This is a genomic window from Vitiosangium sp. GDMCC 1.1324 (genome assembly GCF_003044305.1).
In the GTDB taxonomy this organism is placed as follows: domain Bacteria; phylum Myxococcota; class Myxococcia; order Myxococcales; family Myxococcaceae; genus Archangium.
Genome location: NZ_PZOX01000005.1, coordinates 253,466 through 278,780, shown reverse-complemented (window position 1 = coordinate 278,780; position 25,315 = coordinate 253,466). Strand labels below are relative to the sequence as shown.

Below are 25,315 nucleotides of genomic sequence, written 5' to 3'. Positions count from 1 at the left end.
CAGCCTGCTCTCAGGTGATGGTCGGAGGGGGCGACCCTTGAGGAAGGATGGGGCGAAGGGTGGCCTTCTGCGTATTTCATGCGGTCAAGGCTGACCTGCGAAACACAGCGGCGCGGAGCGACTCGGGTTGCTTTGGGGAGGGCCGGGCCCCTCGCCACAATTTCCAACATGGTGGCGAGGGCGACACATCACGGTGCCGATCGGGACGCGGGGAGGTGGGTGTCTCGATTGCCCGGCAAGGGTGGGGAGAGTGCTTGACGTTTGCTTCTGGTGTTCGGTGTGCGTAAGTGGGATGCGTGGAATTGCTCCGGCGCGGTCGTGTGGCGCGAACAGCAGCCTTCATGTCGATGGATTGCATATAGCCCGCGGCAGGGGCCTGCCGCGCCCTGTTCGTGGTCTTCGCGCCGCTCGTGGTGCCGCCATGTTAGTCCCGGGAGTGCCCTAAGAACGGGCCTGTTCCCGCGACGTATCGGCGTAGGAACCGCCGAAGGCGCCGAAGTGCTCGGAATCCCTACGGAATCTCCGCGCACATGTTTCGGAAAACACGGTTTTCCATCGCGCCCTGCGCGGCCCCGTGAACGGTTCCGTGGTGGCGCTCAAGCCGCGGAACCGTCTGAGGACGGTAACCGCGTTAAGTTGCTCGGGAAATCCCCCTCGCAACTCTGCCAGATGGCTACTGTGCTGGCTGCAAAACCCCTCTCTGTCCCCCCTGTTGGCAGCCTGTGTAGCCATCTGGCAGGAAAATAGGCGTCTCGCCCCAGTCTGCGATGTGGCCAGCCGTGGCTCCGCAACCGCTCCGCCATTGGGCCGGGCAGGGTCGTGAAGCCATGCCGACCTCGTTTCAGGGGGGATGAAAGGGCCGTGTCGTGGTCGCCTGTTCGGCGCAACCCGTCACCGTTTGAGAGTGGTCGGGGTGCCACCGGCACACCTTGCGCTCATGACGCCGCGCTCTGCGAGAGCCGCACCTCGCGTCCGCGTCGCCGCGTGCGGCTGAACTGCGACTTGAGCCACTGCCAACCACCGACGAGGCCTCGCACCAGGGCGGCCTCATGTAAGGGGAGTGCCCCGAAGACCCCAGCGACGGCGAACTCGAGCTTGCGGTACCGCGGAGGTAGCCGGATGAGGGCGCGCACCTGGCGGGAGGGCTCCACCAGAACCACCATGGGGCTGATGAGCCCCTTCTCTACCTCCAGGCCCACTACACTCCCGGCCACCCGCACCGTGCGCGCGGGCAGCACAAGCCAGGGGCGGAAGGTGAAGTCCACCGCCCCGGCCTCCGTGCGCGTGAGAGTCCCGTAGGTGCGCGCCGGCACGCCCTCCAACTCCGCCGCGAAGGCGCGTACGGTGGGAGCGTCTACCTTTTGTCGGCGCCAGCGCAGCAGCAGGAAGTCCACGGAGAACACCCCCCCGAACACCAGCAGCCGGAAGGCCCAGCCCGCGAGCCACCACGCCAGGGCGAGGTACGCCGCACACACGAGCAGCCCCAGCGTGGGGCTGATGGCAGCGCACAGCACGGGGAAGCCGAGGAGAACGAGCCGGGCCAGCTTGAGGGCTGTCCCCACCAAGGCTAAGGGGCTGAGGAGGACGAGCACGTTGACGGCGTGGCTTGTCAGCCACACCAGTGCGAAGGCCCCCGCCGCCAGCACCAGGGCAACCCCGTAGAAGGCCGCCGTCACAATCCCGCCGAGTGCCGCACCCGCTGGGCCTGCCGCATGAGCCGTGGGGAGGATGAGCTGCGCCACCCCCGCCACAGCGCCCGCCAGGGGCAGCGTGAGCGCCGCGGCGGTGCCCTTCGTGACGAGCGGCATGGCCACCGCGCCGCTCACCTTGTTCTCTACCACCTCAGCCGCATCCAGCGGCTTCTTGAGGACGCCCAGGCCGGGGAGGGCAAGGAGGGAGTCCTTCAACGCCACGCATAGCACCAGCAGCAGTGCGGGGCCCCATGCCCACGGCTGGAGGTGCCAGGGCAGGCCCGCGCGCGTCTCCGCTGGCGCCTGGAAGTACGCGCTGGCACCCAACAGGCCCATACCCAGCAGGGGCGAGATGGCTACACCCGTGAGTTTCGCGAGCTGGCGAGAGAGCGTGTGTCCGTCCACAGCGAACTGTTCCACGGGGGCCATGGCGAGCTCACGCCCACCGTGGCGCTCCGCCACGGAGGCGAAGGGGGCGGAGAGGGAGGGGCTTTCCGGAGGTGCGCCATGGCCCGGGGCCGCCAGGGCGGAGGTGTTGAGGAGGGTGAGGAGCAGCAGGAGGGGCGGGAGGGACAGCTTCACGGTTGCGTCTCAGTGGGCTCGAGTCTCAATCAGCCTGTGGCGGTGTTCCCCCGGAAGGCACGCCCGGCGTTGCGCGGCGCACCGTAGCACCCATGCCGCGCCAGCCTCCCCAAGTCGTCCAGCGTCTGCTTGCTTGGCAAGCGGCGCGGCCGGGTGAGAGCGGGCCCGGGCCCTGTTTCTCCGCCTGTGGAAGGTTTCTCTGCACCGGGTGCGTTTCTCCTCGCCATGTGTGGGCCGCTCCCGTGACGGGTTGTTCAACGCCTCTTGCGCACGGGCCATGGAATGGCGTTTTTTCTCGCCGACATCGCGAGACGTTCGGGTAGCATGGGCCTCGTAACTGCTGGAGTAGGGGGGACGATGCCTACGGTTGATCTCGTTTTTCCGGCACGAGGAGGACCCGTGCCGCTCGACCACGGTTACCTGCTCTTCTCCGCCCTATCGGCTCGGATTCCCGAGTTGCATGAGCACCCGCACGTGGGTGTCTTCAACCTGCGGGGTGACGGTTCGACAGGCGAGTCGCTCCACCTGGGGCATGGCTCGCTCCGCATCCGCTGCCCGGCGGAGACGATTCCTCTCTTCCTGGGCTTGGCGGGAGGGCGCCTCGAATTGGTGGGCCGGAGCGTGACGATTGGCGCGCCCACGGTCCGTGCCATGGAGCAGGTGCCCCGGCTCAGCGCGAGGCTTGTGACCTTCAAGCACTCGCTGGACGAGCAGAGCTTTCGCGCCACGGCTCTCCGGTTCATCGAGGAATTGACAGGCGCACCGTGCACCCTTGAGGTGGGGCGCCGACGCATCGTCACCATCGCCGGCAAGAAGGTGGTGGGCTTCGGCCTCGAGCTGTCGGACCTGTCGCCCGAAGCGTCCGTCATGCTCCAGGAGAAGGGATTGGGCGGGCGGCGACACATGGGGTGTGGCCTGTTCCTTCCGACTCGCGCCGACGTCGCGGAAGAGCCACGCCATGCACGTCCGGCACGCTGAGGGGGTGAAGCACCTGCTGGCCAAGGCCACCCAGACGCCCGAGCGTCCCGAGGGGGCCGCCACCTTGCGTGGACATACCGCCATGGTGCTGGCCTCGGCGGAAGAGTTGCTCGAGCACAGGGGGCTTGCCTCACTCCGGGCTGCGGGCCTGGACGGGGGGGCCGTGGAGCGGCTGCGCGGGCTCGTCCTGCTGGGAGCCGCCGTCCACGACCTGGGCAAGTGCAGCGACCACTTCCAGGCCATGGTGCGCAACGTCAGGAAGGCGCCCCAGCTCCTGCGCCATGAGGCGCTCTCTCTCTGGCTATGCTGGCCCGGCCAGCCACTCGCCTCCTGGCTGAGCGGAGCCGTGAACGGGGAGCGGGACCTCTGCCTCGCGCTCGTCTGCGCCGCGGCCCATCACCGCAAATTCTGGGCGTCGGCGGTGGCACCGGAAGACTCCGGCGCCGGCTCGTCCATCGAGCTGCTCACCCAGCATGAGGACTTCCACCGTACGTTGGAACTCATCGCGACGAAGCTGGGCCTGCCAGCGCCTCCAGCCTTTTCCTCCGCCCACCGTCTGTCGGTCTCCTGGCGGAGCCATCCGCGTGAGCAATTCTCGGCGTGGCAGGAGGCGTTCGAGCGGCAGGTGCCGGCCGGCTCTCCGGACGCGCGGCTCCTCGCGGTGGCCAAGGCCCTCGTCCTGGCCGCCGACGTCGCGGGCTCCGCACTGCCCCGGAGTGGCGAGAGGCGCGCTTGGATTGGCGCCCAGCTCGCGCAGCGGGCTTCCACGGAGGAGATGCTGTCCGTCGTGGAGCGGCGTCTCGGTGGCCGCTCGCTCCGCCCCTTCCAGGAGGCCGTCGCACACAGCCGGGCTCCCCTCACCCTGGCGCGCGCGGGTTGTGGCAGTAGCAAGACGGTGGCCGCATACGCATGGGCCGCCCGCCAACACCCCGGACGCCAGCTCTGGCTCACCTACCCAACCACCGGCACGGCCACGGAGGGCTTCCGTGACTACGTCCACGGAGCCGACGTCTCGGGCCGTTTGGAGCACGGGCGCGCGGCGGTGGACCTCGATATTCTTGGCCTCCAGCGAGACGGAGAGCCCTCGCGTGACCAGGACAGGCTCGATGCTATACGAGCCTGGGGCTGTGACGTCATCACCTGTACCGTGGACACGGTGCTGGGGCTGGTGCAGAACCAGCGCAAGGGGCTGTATGCGTGGCCTGCGCTATGTGACTCCTGCGTCGTCTTCGACGAAATCCACGCGTACGACGCCGAGCTCTTCGGCAGCCTCCTGCGCTTCCTCGAGGCGCTGCCGGGCCTCCCCGTGCTGTTGATGACGGCCAGCCTTCCCCAACCCCGGCTGCTGGCGTTGCGTGCACTGTGCCAGCGCGTGCATGGCGTGGAACTGAAGGAGTTGGATGGCCCCGCCGATTTGGAAGGGCTGGCCCGCTACCGCCGCGTGTACCCCGAGACTCCTTGGAGCGAGGTGGAAGCGTGTCTCGCCTCGGGGGGAAAGGTCCTCTGGGTGAGCAACACCGTCGACCGGTGTCTCGACGTCGCGGACGAGGCCCAGCGGCGCGGCCTGCCCGCGATGCGCTACCACAGCCGGTTCCGCTATGTGGATCGGGTCCACCGACACGGCGAAGTCATCAAGGGCTTCAAACAGGACGGACCGGTGCTCGCGTGCACCACCCAGGTGGCGGAGATGAGTCTCGACCTGTCCGCGGACCTGCTGGTGACGGACCTGGCTCCCGTTCCGGCGCTCATCCAACGTCTGGGCCGCCTCAATCGCCGCAGCTCTCCCGAGGCCCCCCTTCCTCCCCGTCCTTTCGTCGTGCTGCCCTTCACGGGAAAGCCCTACGAGCAGCCAGCGCTCCGCGAGGCGGAAGGGTGGCTGGAGCGGCTCGGTGGGAGAGAACTGTCGCAGCGCGACCTCGTCCACGACTGGGAGGCCCTGCCAGGACCGACAGGGGCCGCGCGCACGTCCAGTACCTGGCTCGATGAACGCTTCTGCACGGAGCCGGCTCCCTGCCGCGAGGCCAGCCCCGGCATCACCGTGCTGAGGGAGGAGGACGTGGAGGACGTCGAGCAGGGCAGGGTGAAGGCCCAGGAGGCCGCCCTGCCCATGAACCCGCCGCCCTCATGGCTTCGTGGGTGGCAGTCCTGGAAGCTCGTCCAGCACTACCCGGTGGCACCTCGTGACGTGCTCACCTATGACCCCCTGCGAGGTGCGCGATGGCGAAAGCCGTGAAGAGCCCGGCAGTCATGGACGTCCCCGAGTTGGTGGTGCGGCTCCATGCGCCGGGGATGACGCCGCTGTTGCGTGCGGGTGCTGGAGGCCTGGCCTCGTCCCTCCGCTCGCTCCTGCTCCGGGAGACACCCGGCGCCACATGGCCCGCGCCCGTACCGCTGGGGCCTGGCTCGGCGACCGCGGAGCCCACGTCCATCCGCCTGTCCTGGGGAGGCAAACCGCCCGCGGAGACGCTCGAGGTGCTCTTCCGCGAGTCCTTCCGCATCCGCGAGTCTCCGGGCGTCATCGACCTGCCCGGGGCCTATGCGCCTGGAGCCCCGCCTCGCCCTGAAGTGGCCGCGGCGCTCCAGGACGCCCTCAAGCTCACCTTCCTGCAGCACGGCAAGTCCACCACCAAGGAGGGCGTTCCGAAGGTGCTCACGTTCTCGGTGGACGAGCGGGAGCTGCGGCTCGAGGTGCAGGGCTACTCGGGCTTCGTCCACCAGGGGGCGTGGAAGGACGTGGTGGAGGCGCTCACGCGGGGCACCGTCACGCTCGCTGGCTGGGCCTACCCGGGCGCGGCGGAGCGGCACATCGGGCTCCGGGTGACGAAGATGGAGTACTCGGCCGCCGAGGCGCTCTGTGCCTGCTTCGCGCCCGTGGGGTGCCTGTCCTACAAGGTCCCCCAGGCCCGAGGTGGGGCGCTGGTGGCGCTCGCTCCGTCGGACCTGGTCCGCTTCGCCGAGCTGCGCCCCTCCCTCACGCCTCAACGGCTGGAAGAGGCTTCCGTGGCGGGTGCCTCGGACGCGGTGCTCGCCGTCCAACTCGCGCTCCGTATGGAATCCCGCCGGCGCCAGCACCGGGTGCTGGACACCGCCGAGGCCTTCACCCTGCGCACGCTGCCCTGGGCCTCCCAGCAGAAGAGCCGGAGCGGGGTGCTCCACTCCAGCACCGTTCCCGAGGCGGTGCTCGACCGCTACGAGACGGCCGCGCGCGAGCTGCCCAACCGCCTGCGAGTCCTCCTGCCCAAGGACAAGGGAGGGAAGGGCAAGGCTTCCGCCAGTCAGGGCCCTGCGGGCTTCTTCGTGGCCAGCAGCGCGCTGCGCGCCTTCATCACCGAGAACCTCGCGGCCGGGCAGCCCTGGTTCAAGGACTTCGCCACCGCCGCCGTCACCCTCGACAACAAGCGCCGCTTCATCCACCACTACCGCGCCCAGGACAACCTCGGCGCGCTCTTCCCAGAGGAACGGAAAGGACTCATCGCCATGCTCAAGCACCTGGAGGACGCCGAGCAGACCCTCGTCGAGAGCGTGCACGTGGCGCTCCGGCAGCGCTTCGGGGCCATCGCCGAGGAGAGCAGGGGCAACCCCGTGGCCCGGAAGAACCGTTGGAACGCGGAGCGGGACCGCTGGCGGCTGGCCTTCTCGGGGGCGAAAACCTTCGAGCAGGTGCGCGCCGCGCTGGCGGACCTGTGGAGCCGGGCGGGCGGCAACCGCGCGCTCCAGGAGCGCTGGAAGCAAGTCCTCCCCCTGCTGCGCCAGGAGCACTGGCGGGCGGCGCGCGATCTCGCCCTCGTGGCCCTGGCCAGCTACCAGGGCCAGGGCATCGAAGCCCCCGAGGCCGCCGACGAAGAGGGTCCGCTGTCCGAGGCCCAGTGAAGTCCCCGTACCCATTCCGAGGAGACACCCACCATGAGCCTTCATGTCTTCGCTGCCTTCGTCACCGCCAACGGGACGGCCGCCAACAACCGGGGCCTCACCGAGGGCAACATCACCACCCTGCAGAAGCTGGTGTGGAACGGCCAGGTGCACACCACCGTCTCCGCCGAGGCCATCCGCTTCGCGCTCCGGCGGCTCCTGGCGGAGAAGGAGCCGTGCAACCGCACCTTCGACGACGCTGAGCGCCTCAACGAGTGGAAGGACCCCCAATTCAAGGCCTGGGGAGACAAGGCGAAGGGTGACACCTTCATCGACGACGACCTGCTGGGCTTCATGGCCGCGGAGGCGGGCAAGCAGGAGGGCGAGAAGGGCGGTGCCAAGGTGCGCCGAGCCGTGCTGGAGGTGACGCGCGCGGTGAGCCTCACCCCCTGGCCAGGCGATGTCACCTTCAACGCCGCCAGCCCCGGGGCCACTCCCTCCGCCCAGAAGAAGGGAAGCAACCCCGTCCCCTACGGCACGGAGATGCACGCCACGCGCTACCAATATGGCATGGCGCTGACGCCCTCGGCCCTCCGGGTGCCGGCGCGGGCCGCCACCGCCCTGCGCGCCCTGTGCGCCCTCGGCCCCGTCGCTGGCAACCAGGGACGCTTCCTCTTCGACTTCAGCCCCGAGTCCGCCGTCTTCCGCATCACCCACGAGGCCGCCCCGCGCATCCTCCACGCCTTCCAGGTGGGAGAGGGCGGTGGGGTGTCGCTGACGGACCTGCTGCGCAAGGTGCGCGGCCGGGACATCCCGGCGAAGGAACTGGTGCTTGGGGGCGCGGTGGTGGAGGGCCTGGGCGTCGAGGAGCGGGAGCTGCTGTCCGGCGCGGAGCTGCATGCGGGCGTCCTCGCGGCCTGCGAGGCGGTGTGCAAGCGGCTCGAGGTGGAGGGGAAGTGATTGCGCTCGAGCTGAGCGTGCCCGTGGCCTGCTGGCGCAAGGGGCGGGCGCGCGAGTTCCTGGAGAGCGAGGTGCTGCCCCCTCCGGCTACCTGCTATGGCGCGTTGCTGTCGCTCGTGGGAGAGCGGGACCGGGAGCGCCACCGCGGCTGCCGCGTGAGCGCGGGGCTGCTGAACGCGCCCGCCACCAGCGTGGTGCTGCGCACGCTCTGGCAGATAAAGGACGCCCGGACGCCGCAGGGCGTGGGCGAGAACGCGGGCCCCGACTTCCAGCAACTCGTGCTCGACGCGCGGCTGGTGGTGTGGTGCGACAGCTCCGAGGAGCCGGACGGCGGGGGCGAGCGCCTGGAGCAGCGGGTGGTGCGCGCCCTGCGGGAGCCGTGGACGGTGGAGCGGTTTGGAGGCTGGTGTCTCGGCGAGTCCACCCACCTCATCAACGACGTCCGGCTCCTCCCCGACAGCCGGCCTCCCACCGAGTGCCGCGCCTTCGTGCACGAGCCGGAGGGGGGCGTGACGCTCCCCGTCTGGGTGGACCACGTGGGCTCGCGGGGGTCGCGGTACGCGGTGGGCTCGCTGAAGCCGCTGCGCGAAGCCCCGCGCCCCGAGCAACTGCCCCGCATTCCCCTGGCGGACTCCCCGGAGGCGGGGCGGCCCTCGGGGGCTCGCCGCCGCCGCCAGGCCTGACGGCGGGCCGGGGGGGCTCGACATACCCGACGAATCGAGTAACCTCCGCCGCCTCACTGCGGAGGTCATGTTCATGGGGGCGGAACCTGGCACGGAGTCCATCCGCGTGCATGCGCTGCACGCGCTGGCGTACTGCGAGCGGCTCTTCTACCTGGAGGAGGTGGAGGAAATACGGGTGGCGGACGCGGCGGTGTACGCGGGGCGGCGGCTGCACGTGGAGCTGGCGGAGGACGGCGAGCGGGTGGAGCTGGAGCTGGCCAGCGAGGCCCTGGGGCTGCACGGCAAGGTGGACGCCGTGCGGCGCCGGGACGGAGTGCTGGTGGTGTACGAGCACAAGCGGGGCCGGCCGGCGCAGGGCAAGCAGGGGCCGGAAGCCTGGCCGAGCGATCGGCTCCAGGCGGGCGCCTACGCGCTGCTGGCCGAGGAGCGCTTCCCTGGAGGCCCCATCGAGTGCCGGGTGCGCTACCACCAGCAGGACACCACCGTTCGCTTCCCCCTGGACGAGCCGCTGCGGCAGCAGGTGCGCGAGGCGGTGGCGCGCGCCCGGACGCTGCGGGCCCGCCCGGCGCGGCCCCCGGTGACGGCGGAGGAGCGCAAGTGCGCCCGCTGCTCGCTGGCGCCGGTGTGCCTGCCGGAAGAGGAGCGGGTGAAGCCCGCCGGAGAGCCCCGGCCCCGGCTCTTCCCCGAGGATGACACGCGGCAGGTGCTGCACGTGACGGTGCCGGGCTCGCGGGTGGGCCGCGAGGCGGAGCAGCTCGTGGTGGCGCCGCCGGAGGGCGAGGAGGTGCGGGTTCCGGTGCGCACCGTGTCCGCGCTCATCGCCCACGGCGCGGTACAGGTGAGCGCGCAGGCGCTCGGGTTGTGCGTGCACAACGCCATTGGCGTGCACTGGTTCACCGCGGGAGGGCGTTACCTGGGAGGGCTGGGCGGCGGTGGCGGCAACGTCCAGCGGCGGCTGCGGCAGTACGAGGCGCTGCGGCAGGAGCAGGTGTGCCTCGCGCTGGCGCGCCGGCTGGTGCTGGCCAAGGTGGATGGGCAGCTGCGCTTCCTGCTGCGCGCCTCGCGCGGCGAGCCCGAGGCCCGCTCGGACGTGGCGGTGGCCTTGAGGGACCTCCGCGCCCTGCTGCCCAGGTGCCTGGAGGCCGGCTCCCTGGACTCGCTGCGGGGCGTGGAAGGGGCCGCGGCGGCGCGCTACTTCGGGGCCTTGCCCTCCTTGCTGGGCGAGGACGTGGACGCGCGGATGCGCTTCGATGGGCGCAACCGCCGGCCTCCTCGCGACCGCTTCAACGCGGTGCTCGGCTTCCTCTACAACCTGGTGCACCGGGAGGTGGAGGCCGCCATCATCGCGGTGGGGCTGGACCCGGCGTTCGGCTTCTACCACCAGCCGCGCAGCTCGGCGGGGCCGCTGGGGCTGGACCTGATGGAGCAGTTCCGGGTGCCCCTGGTGGACATGCCCCTGGTGGCCTCCATCAACCGCAAGGCGTGGGACCCGGAAGCGGACTTCGAGTTGACGCCCGAGCACGTGTGGCTGAGCAAGGCGGGCAGGGCCAAGGCCATCGAGCTGTACGAGCGGCGCAAGCGCGAGACGTGGAAGCACAACGTGCTGGGCTACTCGCTGAGCTACGCGCGGATGGTGGAGTTGGAGGTGCGGCTGCTGGAGAAGGAGTGGACCGGCAGCCCGGGTCTCTTCGCGAAGTTCCGACTGAGGTGAGCCATGGCCGAGCCGAGACGCTGGTACCTGATGACCTACGACATCCGCAGCCCGAAGCGCTGGCGCAAGGTGTATGACCTGATGAGGGGCTATGGGGAGCGGCTGCAACTCTCCGTGTTCCGCTGCTCGCTGACCGACCGGGACCGGGAGAAGCTGCGCTGGGAACTCTCCCAGGTGATGGAGCAGGAGGACACCTTGCTGGTGATTGGCCTGTGTGGCGGGTGTGTGGAGCGGGTGAGGGCCATCAATCCGAAGGAGGGGTGGCCGGAGGAGCCGGCACCGTTCCGTGTACTATGAGACATTCAAGCACCGGGGCGTGGCGGAGTGGGGCGGGGGTGGAAAGTGGGGAATGTGCAAGTAGAATCAAGGAGTTGGAAGCTCTTTGGGAACTGAATAGGTGCATGATTGGAAATTCCCCAGCGATCATGCGAGGTTGGAGGCCGGGGCGGGAGCTTGGGTGGCCCGTCTCCGGGGAGGCAAGGAGGTGCATGAATACCTGGCTCGTAAGTATGCGGAACTACGAGGGAATTGGTGCCCGCAGTCCCGCTCGCCGTGATGCCGAGAGGCGTTGAGCACCCGGTCTTGGGGCTCGGCACCTTGCCCGACCCGCTGGTCCCGCTCGCCGTGATGCCGAGAGGCGTTGAGCACAAGAAAGCCCCCTCGGGCCCGCAGTACACCCCCAGTCCCGCTCGCCGTGATGCCGAGAGGCGTTGAGCACACGCGTTCGCTCATCTTCGGCGTCCAGACCGTCAAGGGTCCCGCTCGCCGTGATGCCGAGAGGCGTTGAGCACATGGCCAATACCTCCGGGAAGAAGATGCTCGAGTGTCCCGCTCGCCGTGATGCCGAGAGGCGTTGAGCACCGGGCCTTGACGATCAGCAGAATCTGCCGCCACGTGATGGCGCCGATGACGCGCAGTCGGGCGCTGGTGGAGCACCGGGCCTTGACGATCAGCAGAATCTGCCGCCACTGTCCCGCTCGCCGTGATGCCGAGAGGCGTTGAGCACTATTCCATGTAGGGGAACAACCCAGTCTGGTCCAGTCCCGCTCGCCGTGATGCCGAGAGGCGTTGAGCACAACTGGTTGGCGATGTTCGGCGGCAGCCGGAAGTTCAGGTCCCGCTCGCCGTGATGCCGAGAGGCGTTGAGCACTACACGGCTGCTTCGTTGTCAGTGAACGTGGACAGTCCCGCTCGCCGTGATGCCGAGAGGCGTTGAGCACAGCGTGGAGAGCGGCTGGCGCTCCATGGCTGAGCAGTCCCGCTCGCCGTGATGCCGAGAGGCGTTGAGCACAGCAGATTGGCCGCCTGACTGGCGCTGATGGCCACGTCCCGCTCGCCGTGATGCCGAGAGGCGTTGAGCACACGAGCTTGTTGCCGCTGATGCTGATGCCGTTGTTGTCCCGCTCGCCGTGATGCCGAGAGGCGTTGAGCACTCAATCACGCGATGGCTTGTCGCCTTCAGCATACAGTCCCGCTCGCCGTGATGCCGAGAGGCGTTGAGCACATGTCGCCGTCACGATGTTGCTGATCGTCCCGCCGGTCCCGCTCGCCGTGATGCCGAGAGGCGTTGAGCACGAGGGCGATTCGGCAGCAGGTTCCATCAAGAGTGCCCGTCCCGCTCGCCGTGATGCCGAGAGGCGTTGAGCACCACCTGGAGCCGCTGCGAATCCTCGGGGAGGCAGTGTCCCGCTCGCCGTGATGCCGAGAGGCGTTGAGCACCTGGGGGGGCGTACCGCGTGGTCCACTCCGTGTTGGGTCCCGCTCGCCGTGATGCCGAGAGGCGTTGAGCACTCGCTGACGAGAACCTTTTGCCCTCTTTCAAGAGACTCCGTCCCGCTCGCCGTGATGCCGAGAGGCGTTGAGCACTCGATGTCGTTGCCCGCCGTGCCCTTGTTCCGGGCCGTCCCGCTCGCCGTGATGCCGAGAGGCGTTGAGCACATGACGGCAAAACGGTGCACGTCCCCCGCCTGTTTGGTCCCGCTCGCCGTGATGCCGAGAGGCGTTGAGCACTATCGAAACGTGCAATCAAGAGAGTTATCACTTCGTCCCGCTCGCCGTGATGCCGAGAGGCGTTGAGCACCTGTTGCGGACTTCCCAGAATCGCTTGTACATGGTCCCGCTCGCCGTGATGCCGAGAGGCGTTGAGCACTAATCCCGCACTGCGGCCTGTACTTCTCCGCAGTGGGTCCCGCTCGCCGTGATGCCGAGAGGCGTTGAGCACCCCCCCACGAGATCCCTGGTCCTGTGTGCGGCGGCAGTCCCGCTCGCCGTGATGCCGAGAGGCGTTGAGCACAGCCCTGATTGGGTGGCCAGACCCCAGCCGCATTAAAGTCCCGCTCGCCGTGATGCCGAGAGGCGTTGAGCACGTCTTCCCGCCCGTAGACGGCAACTTGCTGTCGGTCGTCCCGCTCGCCGTGATGCCGAGAGGCGTTGAGCACAGGAAGGGGTCGCGGTCCGGCGGCGTCTGCATGGTCCCGCTCGCCGTGATGCCGAGAGGCGTTGAGCACGTGTACCTCGTGGACATGGCAGTGGCGGCCGGCAGTCCCGCTCGCCGTGATGCCGAGAGGCGTTGAGCACAGCGTGTACCCGACGCGCGCGCTCTTCAGCAGCGTGGGTCCCGCTCGCCGTGATGCCGAGAGGCGTTGAGCACAACGTGCACCGGGTGGCAGCGGCCGCGCGGCAGATGTCCCGCTCGCTGTGATGCCGAGAGGCGTTGAGCACTTGGGGTTGTAGAGGGGGTCATCCATGTACGTCGCGCGTCCCGCTCGCCGTGATGCCGAGAGGCGTTGAGCACAGCGCCCAGTGGGACGTCGCTGGCCGCGAGCAGTGGTCCCGCTCGCCGTGATGCCGAGAGGCGTTGAGCACCGATCCCGTCGCGACGTCCATCTATGCACGTCACGTCCCGCTCGCCGTGATGCCGAGAGGCGTTGAGCACAAGTCGCGCAGGCGCTGTGCGTGGCGCTCCTTCTCATTGTCCCGCTCGCCGTGATGCCGAGAGGCGTTGAGCACTTAACGGAGCACCGGGGCGAATCAGAATCAGGCGTCCCGCTCGCCGTGATGCCGAGAGGCGTTGAGCACTCGAAGGTGAGGAAGAATCCTCGATTCTCGACGAGACGTCCCGCTCGCCGTGATGCCGAGAGGCGTTGAGCACGAGAAGAACCCGCGACCGACCTCAACGGAATCGGCGGTCCCGCTCGCCGTGATGCCGAGAGGCGTTGAGCACTCGACGTTGGTGACGATGACCTTGGCGTTGTCCCGCTCGCCGTGATGCCGAGAGGCGTTGAGCACTGCCCGTGCGCCTTCATCACGTTCGCAGGCGTCAGTCCCGCTCGCCGTGATGCCGAGAGGCGTTGAGCACAGATTGGGCGGCAGGAAGAAGTCCAGCCGGTTGGTCCCGCTCGCCGTGATGCCGAGAGGCGTTGAGCACGCGGTTGCCGTCGTCACATCCGCGCCGGTCTTCCCCAGTCCCGCTCGCCGTGATGCCGAGAGGCGTTGAGCACACCTGGACGAGCTCGAGCCATCTGGCGCCATCGCAGTCCCGCTCGCCGTGATGCCGAGAGGCGTTGAGCACCGTGAAGCGGACGTGAGTCAGGCCGGGCCAGCGGAGTCCCGCTCGCCGTGATGCCGAGAGGCGTTGAGCACCATGAGTGCGCGGTGCGACAGGCGCAGATCCTCGGTCCCGCTCGCCGTGATGCCGAGAGGCGTTGAGCACTTGAACAGGTTGGGACGTGTGCACGTCCATCGTGTCCTGCTCGCCGTGATGCCGAGAGGCGTTGAGCACCCCGAGACGCGGTTCAGGGGCGCGCCCGTGGGGCCGGTCCCGCTCGCCGTGATGCCGAGAGGCGTTGAGCACTGGCCGGAGTGGAAGCGCGTCAAGGACACGGTCCAAGTCCCGCTCGCCGTGATGCCGAGAGGCGTTGAGCACTCCACGGGCTCGGGCGGAAGCACCGGGGCCTCGCGGGTCCCGCTCGCCGTGATGCCGAGAGGCGTTGAGCACTCCACGGGCTCGGGCGGAAGCACCGGGGCCTCGCGGGTCCCGCTCGCCGTGATGCCGAGAGGCGTTGAGTACACGGAGGAGATGCCCGAGAGGGGGGTGACCACCTGGTCCCGCTCGCCGTGATGCCGAGAGGCGTTGAGCACTCGTGCCCCGCCTTCCGCTTGAAGGCGCCCACTGGTCCCGCTCGCCGTGAGGCCGAGAGGCGTTGAGCACCTCGAGAAGGCGGACGTGTTCCGCGAGCAGTACGTCCCGCTCGCCGTGATGCCGAGAGGCGTTGAGCACTTCGTGATGCGCTCGGACGGATTCCTCGTCCCGGCCCGTCCCGCTCGCCGTGATGCCGAGAGGCGTTGAGCACAAAGGGGGCGGGCTCAAGGCCACGGGCGTCGCCGACCTGGTCCCGCTCGCCGTGATGCCGAGAGGCGTTGAGCACAGGTACGCCTGTCCATCCTTCTGGAAGAGATGTGGGTCCCGCTCGCCGTGATGCCGAGAGGCGTTGAGCACGTGGAGACGATGACGGAGTAGCCCTTGGCCTTCGCGTCCCGCTCGCCGTGATGCCGAGAGGCGTTGAGCACAAGTTCTAGGGCATCCTTGTTGCCGAGAGTGGCGGAGAGTCCCGCTCGCCGTGATGCCGAGATGCGTTGAGCACTGGTTAGGCAGGGCGAGCAGGGTGGAGTTGAACCGTCCCGCTCGCCGTGATGCCGAGAGGCGTTGAGCACATGCAGATGTCGTTCACCAGGGTGAAGCCCGGCAGTCCCGCTCGCCGTGATGCCGAGAGGCGTTGAGCACACGATTATGGCGGTGTTGGTTGCCATCGCCCCCATGTCCCGCTCGCCGTGATGCCGAGAGGCGTTGAGCACTCTCCTCGAGATTCACAGGGCCTTCTCCGAGATGAAGTCCCGCTCGCCGTGATGCCGAGAGGCGTTGAGTACGGGAGGCTCAACGGGGCTCTTCACCATGGGAGAGCGCGTCCCGCTCGCCGTGATGCCGAGAGGCGTTGAGCACAGGCTCCCCGAAAGGACACGCGCCAGCACATGCATGTCCCGCTCGCCGTGATGCCGAGAGGCGTTGAGCACATGAAGTGGAATGGCGTCCTGCTCGTGGTGCATCGTCCCGCTCGCCGTGATGCCGAGAGGCGTTGAGCACGTGAAGGCGCGCAAGGACGTATCCATCCCCCGTGGTCCCGCTCGCCGTGATGCCGAGAGGCGTTGAGCACTTCTTGCTGAACCGGTTGGAGACGAACCCACCCAGGTCCCGCTCGCCGTGATGCCGAGAGGCGTTGAGCACGACGGGAACGAAGTCTTCTGAGGAGGACCGGTCATGTCCCGCTCGCCGTGATGCCGAGAGGCGTTGAGCACGACTTGAGCTTGTAATCGTTGACGCGGTTGTAATGGTCCCGCTCGCCGTGATGCCGAGAGGCGTTGAGCACAGGATGCGCATGCGTCCCCTGATGGCCTGCATCTCGTCCCGCTCGCCGTGATGCCGAGAGGCGTTGAGCACTTCAACAAGCGACGCAATGAGGTGAAGGCGTGAGCTCGTCCCGCTCGCCGTGATGCCGAGAGGCGTTGAGCACTTGAGCTTGGCGGCCATCTCACTCAGGCCCTTCACCAGTCCCGCTCGCCGTGATGCCGAGAGGCGTTGAGCACAAGCTCGCAGCGGTAGCAGTCAAACGTGCCCCTCGCCCGTCCCGCTCGCCGTGATGCCGAGAGGCGTTGAGCACTGCAACCGCCCATTTCAAGGGGACGCGGCGGATGGTCCCGCTCGCCGTGATGCCGAGAGGCGTTGAGCACTTCAGGTGGCTCTTCTGCCCGCGGAGGTCCTCGTAGTCCCGCTCGCCGTGATGCCGAGAGGCGTTGAGCACACTGGCTGCGGCTCGTATGCACCCGGAAGCCGAAGTCCCGCTCGCCGTGATGCCGAGAGGCGTTGAGCACTTGAGGTGCGACTTCTGCCCGCGTAGGTCTTCGTAGTGTCCCGCTCGCCGTGATGCCGAGAGGCGTTGAGCACACCCCACGAGATCCCTGGTCCTGTGTGCGGCGGCAGGTCCCGCTCGCCGTGATGCCGAGAGGCGTTGAGCACCGTAACGGCTCCCTGGAGGAGCTGGTGGCTGAGGTGTCCCGCTCGCCGTGATGCCGAGAGGCGTTGAGCACAGGCTGATTTCGGCCTTGATGGTCTCGCCCGCCGGTCCCGCTCGCCGTGATGCCGAGAGGCGTTGAGCACTACCAGCGCGCAGCATCGGTCAGCGTCCTATGGCGGTCCCGCTCGCCGTGATGCCGAGAGGCGTTGAGCACTTGCGCAGGCCGTAGGCGTTGAAGTCCTCGGGGGTCCCGCTCGCCGTGATGCCGAGAGGCGTTGAGCACCTGCGGATGCGGGCCATGTCAGCACCCCCTCATGAGTCGTCCCGCTCGCCGTGATGCCGAGAGGCGTTGAGCACTCATGTGCCCACCCGAGTGCCCACGCGGTGATGAGGTCCCGCTCGCCGTGATGCCGAGAGGCGTTGAGCACCGCTTCAATTCTGCCTCGAAGCGATCGCGGGCCTGGTCCCGCTCGCCGTGATGCCGAGAGGCGTTGAGCACTACACCTCGATGCCGTCGTCCTGCACCTTCTGGGGTCCCGCTTGCCGTGATGCCGAGAGGCGTTGAGCACCCATAGGACAAATCGTCGCCAGAGAGCCTCGTGTGTCCCGCTCGCCGTGATGCCGAGAGGCGTTGAGCACTTCGTGGAACACCTCTTGGAAATGGTCGACATGGTCCCGCTCGCCGTGATGCCGAGAGGCGTTGAGCACTGGGCGCTCCTTAAATGAAAATGGTCCGCCCCGATCCCGCTCGCCGTGATGCCGAGAGGCGTTGAGCACCGTGAGACGAATCCAAAGAAGCGGAAGGTGATTCAGTCCCGCTCGCCGTGATGCCGAGAGGCGTTGAGCACAGAAGGGCGAAGCGAGGAAGCGCTTGAAGAAGTCCAAGTCCCGCTCGCCGTGATGCCGAGAGGCGTTGAGCACAAATACCTCGCGTGTATTGACTGCCTGGAGCCAGTGGTGTCCCGCTCGCCGTGATGCCGAGAGGCGTTGAGCACTTTGTGCGCGCCAAGTGGGTCAATGGCCTTGGCGTGTCCCGCTCGCCGTGATGCCGAGAGGCGTTGAGCACGAGATTGGCCTGCAGCACCTGCTTGCCCTCGGCGGTCCCGCTCGCCGTGATGCCGAGAGGCGTTGAGCACTGGAAGGGTGGCACGTTGTAGGCGCTGGCCACCTGCTGTCCCGCTCGCCGTGATGCCGAGAGGCGTTGAGCACGCGAGATTCGGAAGACCCAGCTCGAGGGCCCCTCCGGTCCCGCTCGCCGTGATGCCGAGAGGCGTTGAGCACGACCACACGTTGGCGTAGCGGCGCTTCCGGCCGCCAGTCCCGCTCGCCGTGATGCCGAGAGGCGTTGAGCACAGATTGAGTGGTGGGACTGGGTGGAGGGCGTTGTTTGTCCCTCTCGCCGTGATGCCGAGAGGCGTTGAGCACAGGAGGACGAGCGCGCGTGCCTGCACACGCTCCGTCCCGCTCGCCGTGATGCCGAGAGGCGTTGAGCACCAGCTGAAGCTTTCGCACTTGGTAGGTGATTCGCGGTCCCGCTCGCCGTGATGCCGAGAGGCGTTGAGCACACATACCTGTCCATCGCTCCGGCTGTGGGAAGTGTCGTCCCGCTCGCCGTGATGCCGAGAGGCGTTGAGCACATGGCTCCGGCAAGCTGAATGCCCGTCACCATGGTCCCGCTCGCCGTGATGCCGAGAGGCGTTGAGCACTCCAAGCACGTGAGGGGGCCTATGACATGTCCCATGTCCCGCTCGCCGTGATGCCGAGAGGCGTTGAGCACGGGTGCTTCTTCTTGTCCGTCCCGTTGCGGCGCAGTCCCGCTCGCCGTGATGCCGAGAGGCGTTGAGCACCTCTGGGGTTGGCCCTGACCGGGGCCGCGCCCAAGTCCCGCTCGCCGTGATGCCGAGAGGCGTTGAGCACCCGCGCGTCTGCTGAAGGTCGTGCCGTCCGCGGAGAAGTCCCGCTCGCCGTGATGCCGAGAGGCGTTGAGCACCTGCGTTTCCCCGAGGGCAAGGCGGCGCCGCTCCCGGTCCCGCTCGCCGTAATGCCGAGAGGCGTTGAGCACATGAGGCGCTGGCGATGTGGCTCGCCGGTGATGAGCGGTCCCGCTCGCCGTGATTCCGAGAGGCGTTGATCACAGATGAATCCCGTTCTTGGACAACAGCCAGTTGGTCCCGCTCGCCGTGATGCCGAGAGGCGTTGAGCACATCCTCCACCAGACGGTGACGTTGCCCGTCGCGGTCCCGCTCGCCGTGATGCCGAGAGGCGTTGAGCACTGCTGGGAGCTGCAGTACGAGACGCCCGGCGGGGCGTTCCGCTCGCCGTGATGCCGAGAGGCGTTGAGCACATGGTGCCGCCGCCATCCTGATCCATCTTCGTGAGTCCCGCTCGCCGTGATGCCGAGAGGCGTTGAGCACGTGTCATGCATGAACCGCCAGCCCGCCTGGGGGTGGTGTCCCGCTCGCCGTGATGCCGAGAGGCGTTGAGCACGCGATGACTGGAATCGGAGCGCTCGGAGTTGCGGCGGTCCCGCTCGTCGTGATGCCGAGAGGCGTTGAGCACTACTGGGCGGACCGCTGGACACCGGGCGGCAGGGCCGTCCCGCTCGCCGTGATGCCGAGAGGCGTCGAAGGCCGCGCTCGGGCTCCGCCCGGGCCGGAAACTCAAGGGCTCACCCGCGGCGGGGAAGCAAGCAGGGAGGCACGAGCGGGCCACCGGTTCGCCCTTGGTCCCGGGAGCGGGAGCGACGATCATGGTCCCTCGATGGAGTCCTCCCTCCCCACCCATGTCGGACCCTACAGGCTGTTGCACCTGCTCGGCAGCGGGGGCATGGCGAGCGTCTATGCCGCCGAGCTCGAGCCCCAGGGGCAACGCGTGGCCCTCAAGGTCCTGTCCCCCGAGGCGGCCCGGGAGCCGCACCTCGTTGCCCGATTCCTCCAGGAGGCCCAGGTCCTGGCCCGGCTCGAGCTCCCGGGGGTGGTGCGGGTCCTGCACGCGGCGCGGCAGGCGGACACGGCGTTCCTCGCCATGGAATACCTCCCGGGGCTGTCCCTGCGCGAGTGGATGCGCCAGCACGCGGAGCCGGTGCCCCTCCGGGACGCCCTGGACGTGGGCGCCCAACTCGCGGACATCCTGGCGCAGGTCCACGCCCGGGGCATCGTCCACCGGGACCTGAAGCCGGAGAACGTCTTCCTGTGTCCCCGGGAAGGCGCCCTTGCTGGCCACCGCGTCAAGCTGCTGGACTTTGGCATCGCCAAGCTGCCGCCCGTGGAGGTGGACGCGCTCGGCGCCACCCTGGCCCATACCCACGAGTCGGCCTTCATCGGCACCTACCCGTACATGGCGCCGGAGCAGTTCCGGAGCGCCGCCCGCGTGGACTCCCGCGCGGACGTCTATGCCCTGGGCGTGGTGCTCTACGAGTTGCTCGCGGGCCGCACGCCCTTCGTGTCCGAGGACCCCGTCGAGGTCCTCTCCGCGCATGTGCACGAGGAGCCGCCCCCGCTGCGCGAGCTCGCCCCCTCGCTGCCCGGCGGCCTGTGCGCCTTCATCGCCTCCATGCTCGCCAAGGAGCCCTCACGGCGGCCGGCGATGCGGCGCTGCCAGGACATGCTCGGCCGGGCGTGGGAGGACGATCCGGAGACGTGCCCCGTTCCCGGACTGGCCTCCTTCACCGAGGCGCAGGCGGAGCTGTTCTTCGGCCGTGACGAGGAGCTGCGGAGCCTGTCCGCGCTGCTCGGAGAGCTCCAGACGGGGCCGCGGCGGTGGCTCCAGGTGGAGGGGCCCAGCGGGGTGGGCAAGTCCTCGTTGCTCCAGGCGGGCCTGTTGCCCCGGCTCGCCCGGGCGCCGGAGTGGTGCGTGGTGTGCCTTCGCCCGGGGGACGAGCCGATCCGCGCCCTGGCCCGGGCGCTCGCCTCGGGCCCCCTTCGCCTGGGAGCGGGGGAGGGCGCGGAGACGGTGGAGCGCGCCCTGCGGGCGGACGCCGGGGCCCTTCGTGACCTCGCCACGGCCCATGCGCCCGAGGGGCGCCGCCTGTTGCTGGTGCTCGAGCCCCTGGAGGAGCTGTTCACGCTCGGCGCGGCGGAGTGCCCATGGGTGGACGCGCTGCTGGGCGCCGCGCTCGAGGCCCCCGGCTCGCCGGTGCGGCTGCTGACCTGCGTGCGCGCCGACTTCCTGCATCGCATCGAGCAGGTGCCGGCCCTGGCGCGTCACCTCCCGCACGCCGCGCGCTTCCCCCTGCTGCCCATGGAGCCCGCCGCGCTGGCCCAGGTCATCCAGGGCCTGGCCCGCGGCGCGGGGCTCCGGTTGGGCGAAGGTCTGGCCGAGCGTATGGTGCAGGACGCGCGGGGCGAGGCGGGCCGCCTGCCGCTGCTCGGGCACGCGCTGCGGGCGCTGTGGGCGTTGAGCGGCGGCGCGCCACTGACCCACGCGCACTACGAGCGGCTCGGGGGAGTGGGGGGAGCCCTGGCCCAGCAGGCCGAGGCGCTGCTCGACGGTCTGGGAGAGGAGGGGCGCGAGCGTGCCAGGGGGATGATTCTGTCCCTGGTGCGGACGGGCCGGGGCGTGCCCGACACCCGCCGCCCCCGCTCGCGGCGCGAGGTGCTCGCCGCGGGGGGAGACGATGCGCGGGCCGAGGAGGTGCTGCTGCGGCTCTCCGGGCTGTCCCATGGCACCCCGCGGGAGGCTCCGGCGGGGTTGCGGTTGTTGCTTCTGTCGGGCGGAGCTAGTGCCACGGAGCAGCGCGTCGAGCTGGCGCACGAGCTGCTGCTGTACCGGGTGCGCTCCATTGCCTCGTGGATTGAGGAGGAGCGGACGCGGCTGGAGCGCCACGCGGACCTGGAGGCCGCGGCGCATGTCTGGCACCAGGCGGGCTGTCCGGTGGAGGGACTGCCCACGGGCACCCTGCTCACCCACTACCGGGACGGCGCTTCGCCTGCCCGCGCCCGCCGCGCCGGGAGCCCGCGAGAGAGCCCCGAAGTGGAGCGCTTCCTGGAGGCGGCGCGGCGGTTGGAGCGGCGGCGCACGCTCACCCGGGGGCTGCTCGCCGCCGCGGGGGGGCTGGCCCTCCTGGCCATCGTCTTCTACGCGGCCCTCGCGAGCCACGAGCGTCGGCTCGCGGAGGCCTCCCTGCGGCAGTACGTCGACACGATGGACGAGTTCGCCGGGGACCTGGACTGGAGGCTCAGCTGGCTGCCGTACACGCTGCGGTTGCGCGAGCCCACGTTGGAAGGCTTTCGTAAGTCCCTGGCCGGGCTGACGCCCCAGCAACGCGAGAGTCTCGAAGTGCGGCGCGTGGCCGTCCGTTTCATCCATCGGCAGGCGGACCTCGCCTTCCATGATGGAACCCTGGCACGAGCCAGCCTGTTCCTGGACGAGGCTCGAGAGGAACTGCGCGCGGCCCTCGCCGATCGGCCTGACGATGGGAGGCTGTCGCGGCTGGTGGCCCTCGAGCACTCCAAGCGCGGGAAGGTGGAACAGGCGCGGGGGCACCTCGACCTGGCCTGCGAGCATTTCGCCGAAGCCGTCCGGGGACTGGAGCGTCCCGAGGTGGCGACGGATGACCCGGTGGACGACCGGCGCACCCTGGCGGTCAGTGACTCCGAGCTGGCCGAGTGCGAGCTCGCGGCGGGGAGGTGGAACGCCGCCGCCGACCTCCTGGACAAGGCCACCCGGCTCCACGAACAGAACGGCGAGTCCTATAACAAAGCCCTCCTCGCCCAGGTGCTCGGCATGCGCGGGAACGTGGCGCGTGCGGCGGGCGAGCCAGACGCGGCGCGGGGGTTCCTCGACCGGGCGTTGCGCCTGGCACGGAGCAGCTTCCATGATGCTCCGGCGGGGGATCAATACAGCCGGTGGGTGCTCGCCTGGGTCCTCGTGGACGTGGCCTCGTTCCAGGCCGCCCGGGGCCAGTATGGGGAGGCGGAGCGGAACTACCAGGAGGCGGTGGAATTGGGCGAGCGGTTGAGGGAAGGGGAGCCCCTGGGCAAACGCCAGGCCCTGGTGTGGCTTCGCGCTGTGGCCGGACAGGAGGCGCTCATGGGCGACGGGGAACAGGCCACGCGCCTGCACACCGCGCGATGCGCCCTGGCCAGGGAGTTCAAGGACAGGGATGGAGAAGATATACGCTTCGTGTTCGAGGGCTGCCCATGAGCTCATCCATCCTGTCTGAGTTGTCCATCGAGGCGCTGCTGCACCGGGTGCGAGAGGGGGAGCAGGGCGCCTGGGAGGAATTGCTCCGCCGCAGCCAGTCCGATCTGGACAGGTGGGCGGCCCGGCGCATTGGGCGCTCGCCGCCGGGAGGAATTCGGCCCTCGGATGTCGCCCAGGAGGCGGCGCTGGGGGCGTTCCAGCGCTTCGCCTCCTTCCGGGGCACGGCCGAGGGAGAATGGCGGGTCTGGCTGGAGCAGGTGCTCCACTCGCGCTGGGTGGACATGCTACGCAAGGCGGGCAGCCAGAAGCGGGATGACGGGGGAGCGCTCCCCCTGGACAGCTCCGAAGCCCAGGGCCTGCCCGCTCCCCAGCGCAGCCCGAGCCAGGTCTCCTCCCACCAGGAGGAGTGGCGTCGATTGTTGACGCACTTCTACGAGCTCCCCGACGCCCAGCGCGAAGCCCTGTCGCTCTACTACCTCCAGGACTCGACGGTGGGAGGCATCGCGCAGCGACTCGGCCGCTCCAAGGAAGCCGTGGAGTCGCTGCTGCAGCGGGGTCTGCGGGCCCTCCGTGCGCGCATGGAAGGCACGGCGGAAGAGGAGTCCGAGGAGAATCCCGATGCGGTCCTCTCCCGCAACCGGGTGGATGCGGCCCTGGCCGCCTATTTCAGACGGCGCGAGGAGGGGAGACCCCTGGAGCCCGAGGCCTTCGCCGCGGGCTATCCGGAGTGCGCCGAGGAGCTTCGGGGGCTGCTGCACTGGCTGGAGAAGCTGCGCGCCCTTCAGCCTTCCGCCTCGAGCTGACGGAGCCCTCGATGCTGGCAGCTGGCACATGCGTGGGTGAGTACCTCATCGTGCGCTGTGTGGCGGTGGGCGCCACGAGTGAGGTCTACGCGGGGCGGCACGCCACTTCGGGCGAGTTCGTAGCGGTGAAGGTGTTGAGTCCGGAGTGGTGCCTCCACCCCGAGGTGGTGGCCCGCTTCCTCAATGAGGCGCGGACGCTCCAGGAGCTCCGGCACCCGCACCTGGTCCGTGCCCAGGCATCCGGAGTGCTCCTGGAGGGCCGTCCCTTCATGGTCCTGGCGTGGCAACCGGAAGATCTCCACCATGCGCTCGTCCATGAGGGAGGCCGCCTCGCGGTTCGCGACTGCGTCCAGGTGCTCCGCCAACTGGCGGAGGTCCTGGCCCTGTTGCATGCGCGGGGCCTCGTTCACCGGGACCTGAAGCCCGCCAACATCCTGGTCTCCCAGCGGGAGCCGGGGGCGTGGAAGGTCCAGCTCGCCGACCTCGGGCTCGCCAAGAGGCTCGCCACCGGGAGCGGGCTCGCCGCACTCCCGGTCTCGACGGCGGGGAGCGCGCTCCTAGGGACCGGGGAGTACAGGGCCCCCGAGCAGTGGACTCGTTCCAAGACAGTGGATGACCGGGCCGATGTCTACTCGCTCGGAATTCTCGGATTCCAGTTGCTCACGGGCCGCCCGCCCTTCATCGCCGAGGCGCAGCAAAGCCTGATGTTCTGTCATGTGGCCCGGCCGCCCCCGCTGGAGCTCCTGGAGGGGGTGGCGCCCGTGGCCCTTCGCTCGCTGCTGGCTCGCCTGCTGGCCAAGAAGGCCCCGGAACGCCCCTCCATGGCGGACGTCCTGAGCCTCCTGCCTTGAAAAAAGCACCGGACCGCGATGGTCCGCCGCCGCTTTTGACGTCCTTCTTCTTGGATACGGAAGAATCCAAGGAGCGGACATGTGGAGCGTGCGTGAGGGCCTGGAGAAGTTCATCCAGTCCCTGGAATTGACGCAGGGACAGCGGGACGAGGTCAGCCGGCAGCACACCCTGGTGCGCGAGGCCTTGCGGAAGCGGCTCAACACGAAGACGGACTTTCTCTCCGGTTCCTACAGCCGCCACACCGCTATCCGGCCACTGCATGACATCGACATCTTCGTCGTGCTGGGGGAGATGTCCTCTCATCCACCCCGATTCACCTCGCAGGGGGGCTGACGGCGGATGATGCGCTCAAGCAGGTCCAGCAGGCGCTTCACGACAAGTGGTCCAACAAGAGCCTTCCGATCCTCCAGCAGCACTCGGTGCACATCGGCTTCACGGACTCGGGAAACGAGTTCGACGTCGTGCCCGCGTTCTCGGTGCCGGGGCGGGACACCTTCCTCATCCCCGAGCGGGAAACGGGGCGATGGATCTCCACCAATCCCCGCATCCACCAGACTCTGAGCACGGAGGCCAACGAGGCCGCAGGCAAGAAGCTCAAGCCGCTCCTCAAGGCCGTCAAGCATTGGAACCGACATCACCCGTCCAGCCCCCTGGGCTCGTTCCATCTGGAGGTGATGAGCTACAGCGCGTTTCCCTCGCCCCCCGGGGACTACCTCGACGGGCTGGAGAGGCTTTTCTCCCACCTGAGCCAGAAGGTGCTGGGGACGTGTCCGGATCCCGCCGGGCTGGGCCCCGCCGTGGATGAGCGGATGACCTCCAACCAGAAGACGGCGGCCCATCAGTTGCTGGCGAGCGCGGCGAGACAGGTGCGGCTCGCGAGGGACGAGAGCGACTCGGATCCTCCGCGGGCCCACGGGCGCCTGCGGGAGCTCTTCGGCGAGTTCTACCGGCAGCGGGGGCCCTGAGTCCGTCCTCGCGGTCCCATCCTCTTCAG

General features: G+C 69.1%; 13 protein-coding genes and 2 CRISPR repeat arrays. Of the genes, 12 read left to right on the top strand and 1 reads right to left on the bottom strand.

Annotation, left to right across the window (positions count from 1 at the left end):
- Positions 1-935: 935 nt before the first annotated feature.
- Positions 936-2,273, bottom strand: coding sequence for a hypothetical protein (locus DAT35_RS17140; RefSeq protein ID WP_108068110.1), 1,338 nt, complete (start codon positions 2,271-2,273; stop codon positions 936-938).
- A 324-nt stretch (positions 2,274-2,597) separates the two neighbouring features.
- Here DAT35_RS17140 and cas6 point away from each other — a divergent pair, with 324 nt between their 5' ends.
- The 12 genes from cas6 (at position 2,598) to DAT35_RS17085 (ending at position 25,286) form a co-directional block, all read left to right on the top strand.
- Entirely contained in the window at positions 2,598-3,251 is a 654-nt protein-coding gene (cas6, locus tag DAT35_RS17135; protein WP_369945804.1) for a type I-MYXAN CRISPR-associated protein Cas6/Cmx6, read from the top strand.
- A gap of 4 nt (positions 3,252-3,255) precedes the next feature.
- On the top strand, positions 3,256-5,484 hold the full coding sequence (locus tag DAT35_RS17130) for a CRISPR-associated helicase/endonuclease Cas3 (RefSeq protein ID WP_108068429.1): 2,229 nt from the start codon (positions 3,256-3,258) through the stop codon (positions 5,482-5,484).
- On the top strand, positions 5,469-7,121 hold the full coding sequence (gene cas8a1 / locus DAT35_RS17125) for a type I-MYXAN CRISPR-associated Cas8a1/Cmx1 (RefSeq protein WP_108068108.1): 1,653 nt from the start codon (positions 5,469-5,471) through the stop codon (positions 7,119-7,121). Before DAT35_RS17130 ends, cas8a1 begins: the two co-directional genes overlap by 16 nt.
- A 33-nt stretch (positions 7,122-7,154) precedes the next feature.
- Positions 7,155-8,060 carry a type I-B CRISPR-associated protein Cas7/Cst2/DevR gene (gene cas7i / locus DAT35_RS17120; RefSeq protein ID WP_108068107.1) on the top strand — a complete coding sequence of 302 codons (906 nt, stop codon included), beginning with the start codon at positions 7,155-7,157 and terminating at the stop codon, positions 8,058-8,060.
- Positions 8,057-8,743 (top strand): type I-MYXAN CRISPR-associated protein Cas5/Cmx5/DevS, encoded by a 687-nt coding sequence (gene cas5 / locus DAT35_RS17115; RefSeq protein WP_108068106.1) that lies wholly within the window; start codon positions 8,057-8,059, stop codon positions 8,741-8,743. Before cas7i ends, cas5 begins: the two co-directional genes overlap by 4 nt.
- Positions 8,744-8,816: 73 nt before the next feature.
- Positions 8,817-10,454: a type I-MYXAN CRISPR-associated endonuclease Cas4/Cas1 gene (gene cas1, locus DAT35_RS17110; protein ID WP_233261520.1), complete on the top strand. Its 1,638-nt coding sequence runs from the start codon at positions 8,817-8,819 to the stop codon at positions 10,452-10,454.
- Between the two features lie 3 nt (positions 10,455-10,457).
- Complete coding sequence (gene cas2, locus DAT35_RS17105; protein WP_108068104.1) at positions 10,458-10,751, top strand: CRISPR-associated endonuclease Cas2; 294 nt, start codon at positions 10,458-10,460, stop codon at positions 10,749-10,751.
- 243 nt (positions 10,752-10,994) lie between these two features.
- Positions 10,995-11,315: direct repeats of the CRISPR family, unit length 36 nt; unit sequence GTCCCGCTCGCCGTGATGCCGAGAGGCGTTGAGCAC.
- A gap of 109 nt (positions 11,316-11,424) precedes the next feature.
- A CRISPR array of direct repeats spans positions 11,425-19,153; the repeat unit is 36 nt; unit sequence GTCCCGCTCGCCGTGATGCCGAGAGGCGTTGAGCAC.
- Between the two features lie 129 nt (positions 19,154-19,282).
- Positions 19,283-22,666 carry a serine/threonine-protein kinase gene (locus DAT35_RS17100; protein WP_233261519.1) on the top strand — a complete coding sequence of 1,128 codons (3,384 nt, stop codon included), beginning with the start codon at positions 19,283-19,285 and terminating at the stop codon, positions 22,664-22,666.
- Positions 22,663-23,469 carry a sigma-70 family RNA polymerase sigma factor gene (locus DAT35_RS17095; RefSeq protein WP_158501746.1) on the top strand — a complete coding sequence of 269 codons (807 nt, stop codon included), beginning with the start codon at positions 22,663-22,665 and terminating at the stop codon, positions 23,467-23,469. Before DAT35_RS17100 ends, DAT35_RS17095 begins: the two co-directional genes overlap by 4 nt.
- An 11-nt stretch (positions 23,470-23,480) precedes the next feature.
- Positions 23,481-24,320 carry a serine/threonine-protein kinase gene (locus DAT35_RS17090; RefSeq protein ID WP_108068102.1) on the top strand — a complete coding sequence of 280 codons (840 nt, stop codon included), beginning with the start codon at positions 23,481-23,483 and terminating at the stop codon, positions 24,318-24,320.
- 79 nt (positions 24,321-24,399) lie between these two features.
- On the top strand, positions 24,400-24,654 hold the full coding sequence (locus DAT35_RS61805; protein WP_255415181.1) for a hypothetical protein: 255 nt from the start codon (positions 24,400-24,402) through the stop codon (positions 24,652-24,654).
- Positions 24,633-25,286, top strand: a complete 654-nt coding sequence (locus DAT35_RS17085) for a nucleotidyltransferase (protein ID WP_369945855.1) — start codon at positions 24,633-24,635, stop codon at positions 25,284-25,286. The genes DAT35_RS61805 and DAT35_RS17085 overlap by 22 nt, the downstream gene beginning before the upstream one ends.
- Positions 25,287-25,315 lie beyond the last annotated feature (29 nt).

Coding starts and splice junctions, on each gene's coding strand:
- cas6 (WP_369945804.1), top strand. CDS start 2,598: ATGGGCCTCGTAACTGCTGGAGTAGGGGGGACGATGCCTACGGTTGAT.
- cas8a1 (WP_108068108.1), top strand. CDS start 5,469: ATGGCGAAAGCCGTGAAGAGCCCGGCAGTCATGGACGTCCCCGAGTTG.
- cas7i (WP_108068107.1), top strand. CDS start 7,155: ATGAGCCTTCATGTCTTCGCTGCCTTCGTCACCGCCAACGGGACGGCC.
- cas1 (WP_233261520.1), top strand. CDS start 8,817: ATGGGGGCGGAACCTGGCACGGAGTCCATCCGCGTGCATGCGCTGCAC.
- cas2 (WP_108068104.1), top strand. CDS start 10,458: ATGGCCGAGCCGAGACGCTGGTACCTGATGACCTACGACATCCGCAGC.
- DAT35_RS17100 (WP_233261519.1), top strand. CDS start 19,283: ATGGAGTCCTCCCTCCCCACCCATGTCGGACCCTACAGGCTGTTGCAC.
- DAT35_RS17095 (WP_158501746.1), top strand. CDS start 22,663: ATGAGCTCATCCATCCTGTCTGAGTTGTCCATCGAGGCGCTGCTGCAC.
- DAT35_RS17090 (WP_108068102.1), top strand. CDS start 23,481: ATGCTGGCAGCTGGCACATGCGTGGGTGAGTACCTCATCGTGCGCTGT.
- DAT35_RS61805 (WP_255415181.1), top strand. CDS start 24,400: ATGTGGAGCGTGCGTGAGGGCCTGGAGAAGTTCATCCAGTCCCTGGAA.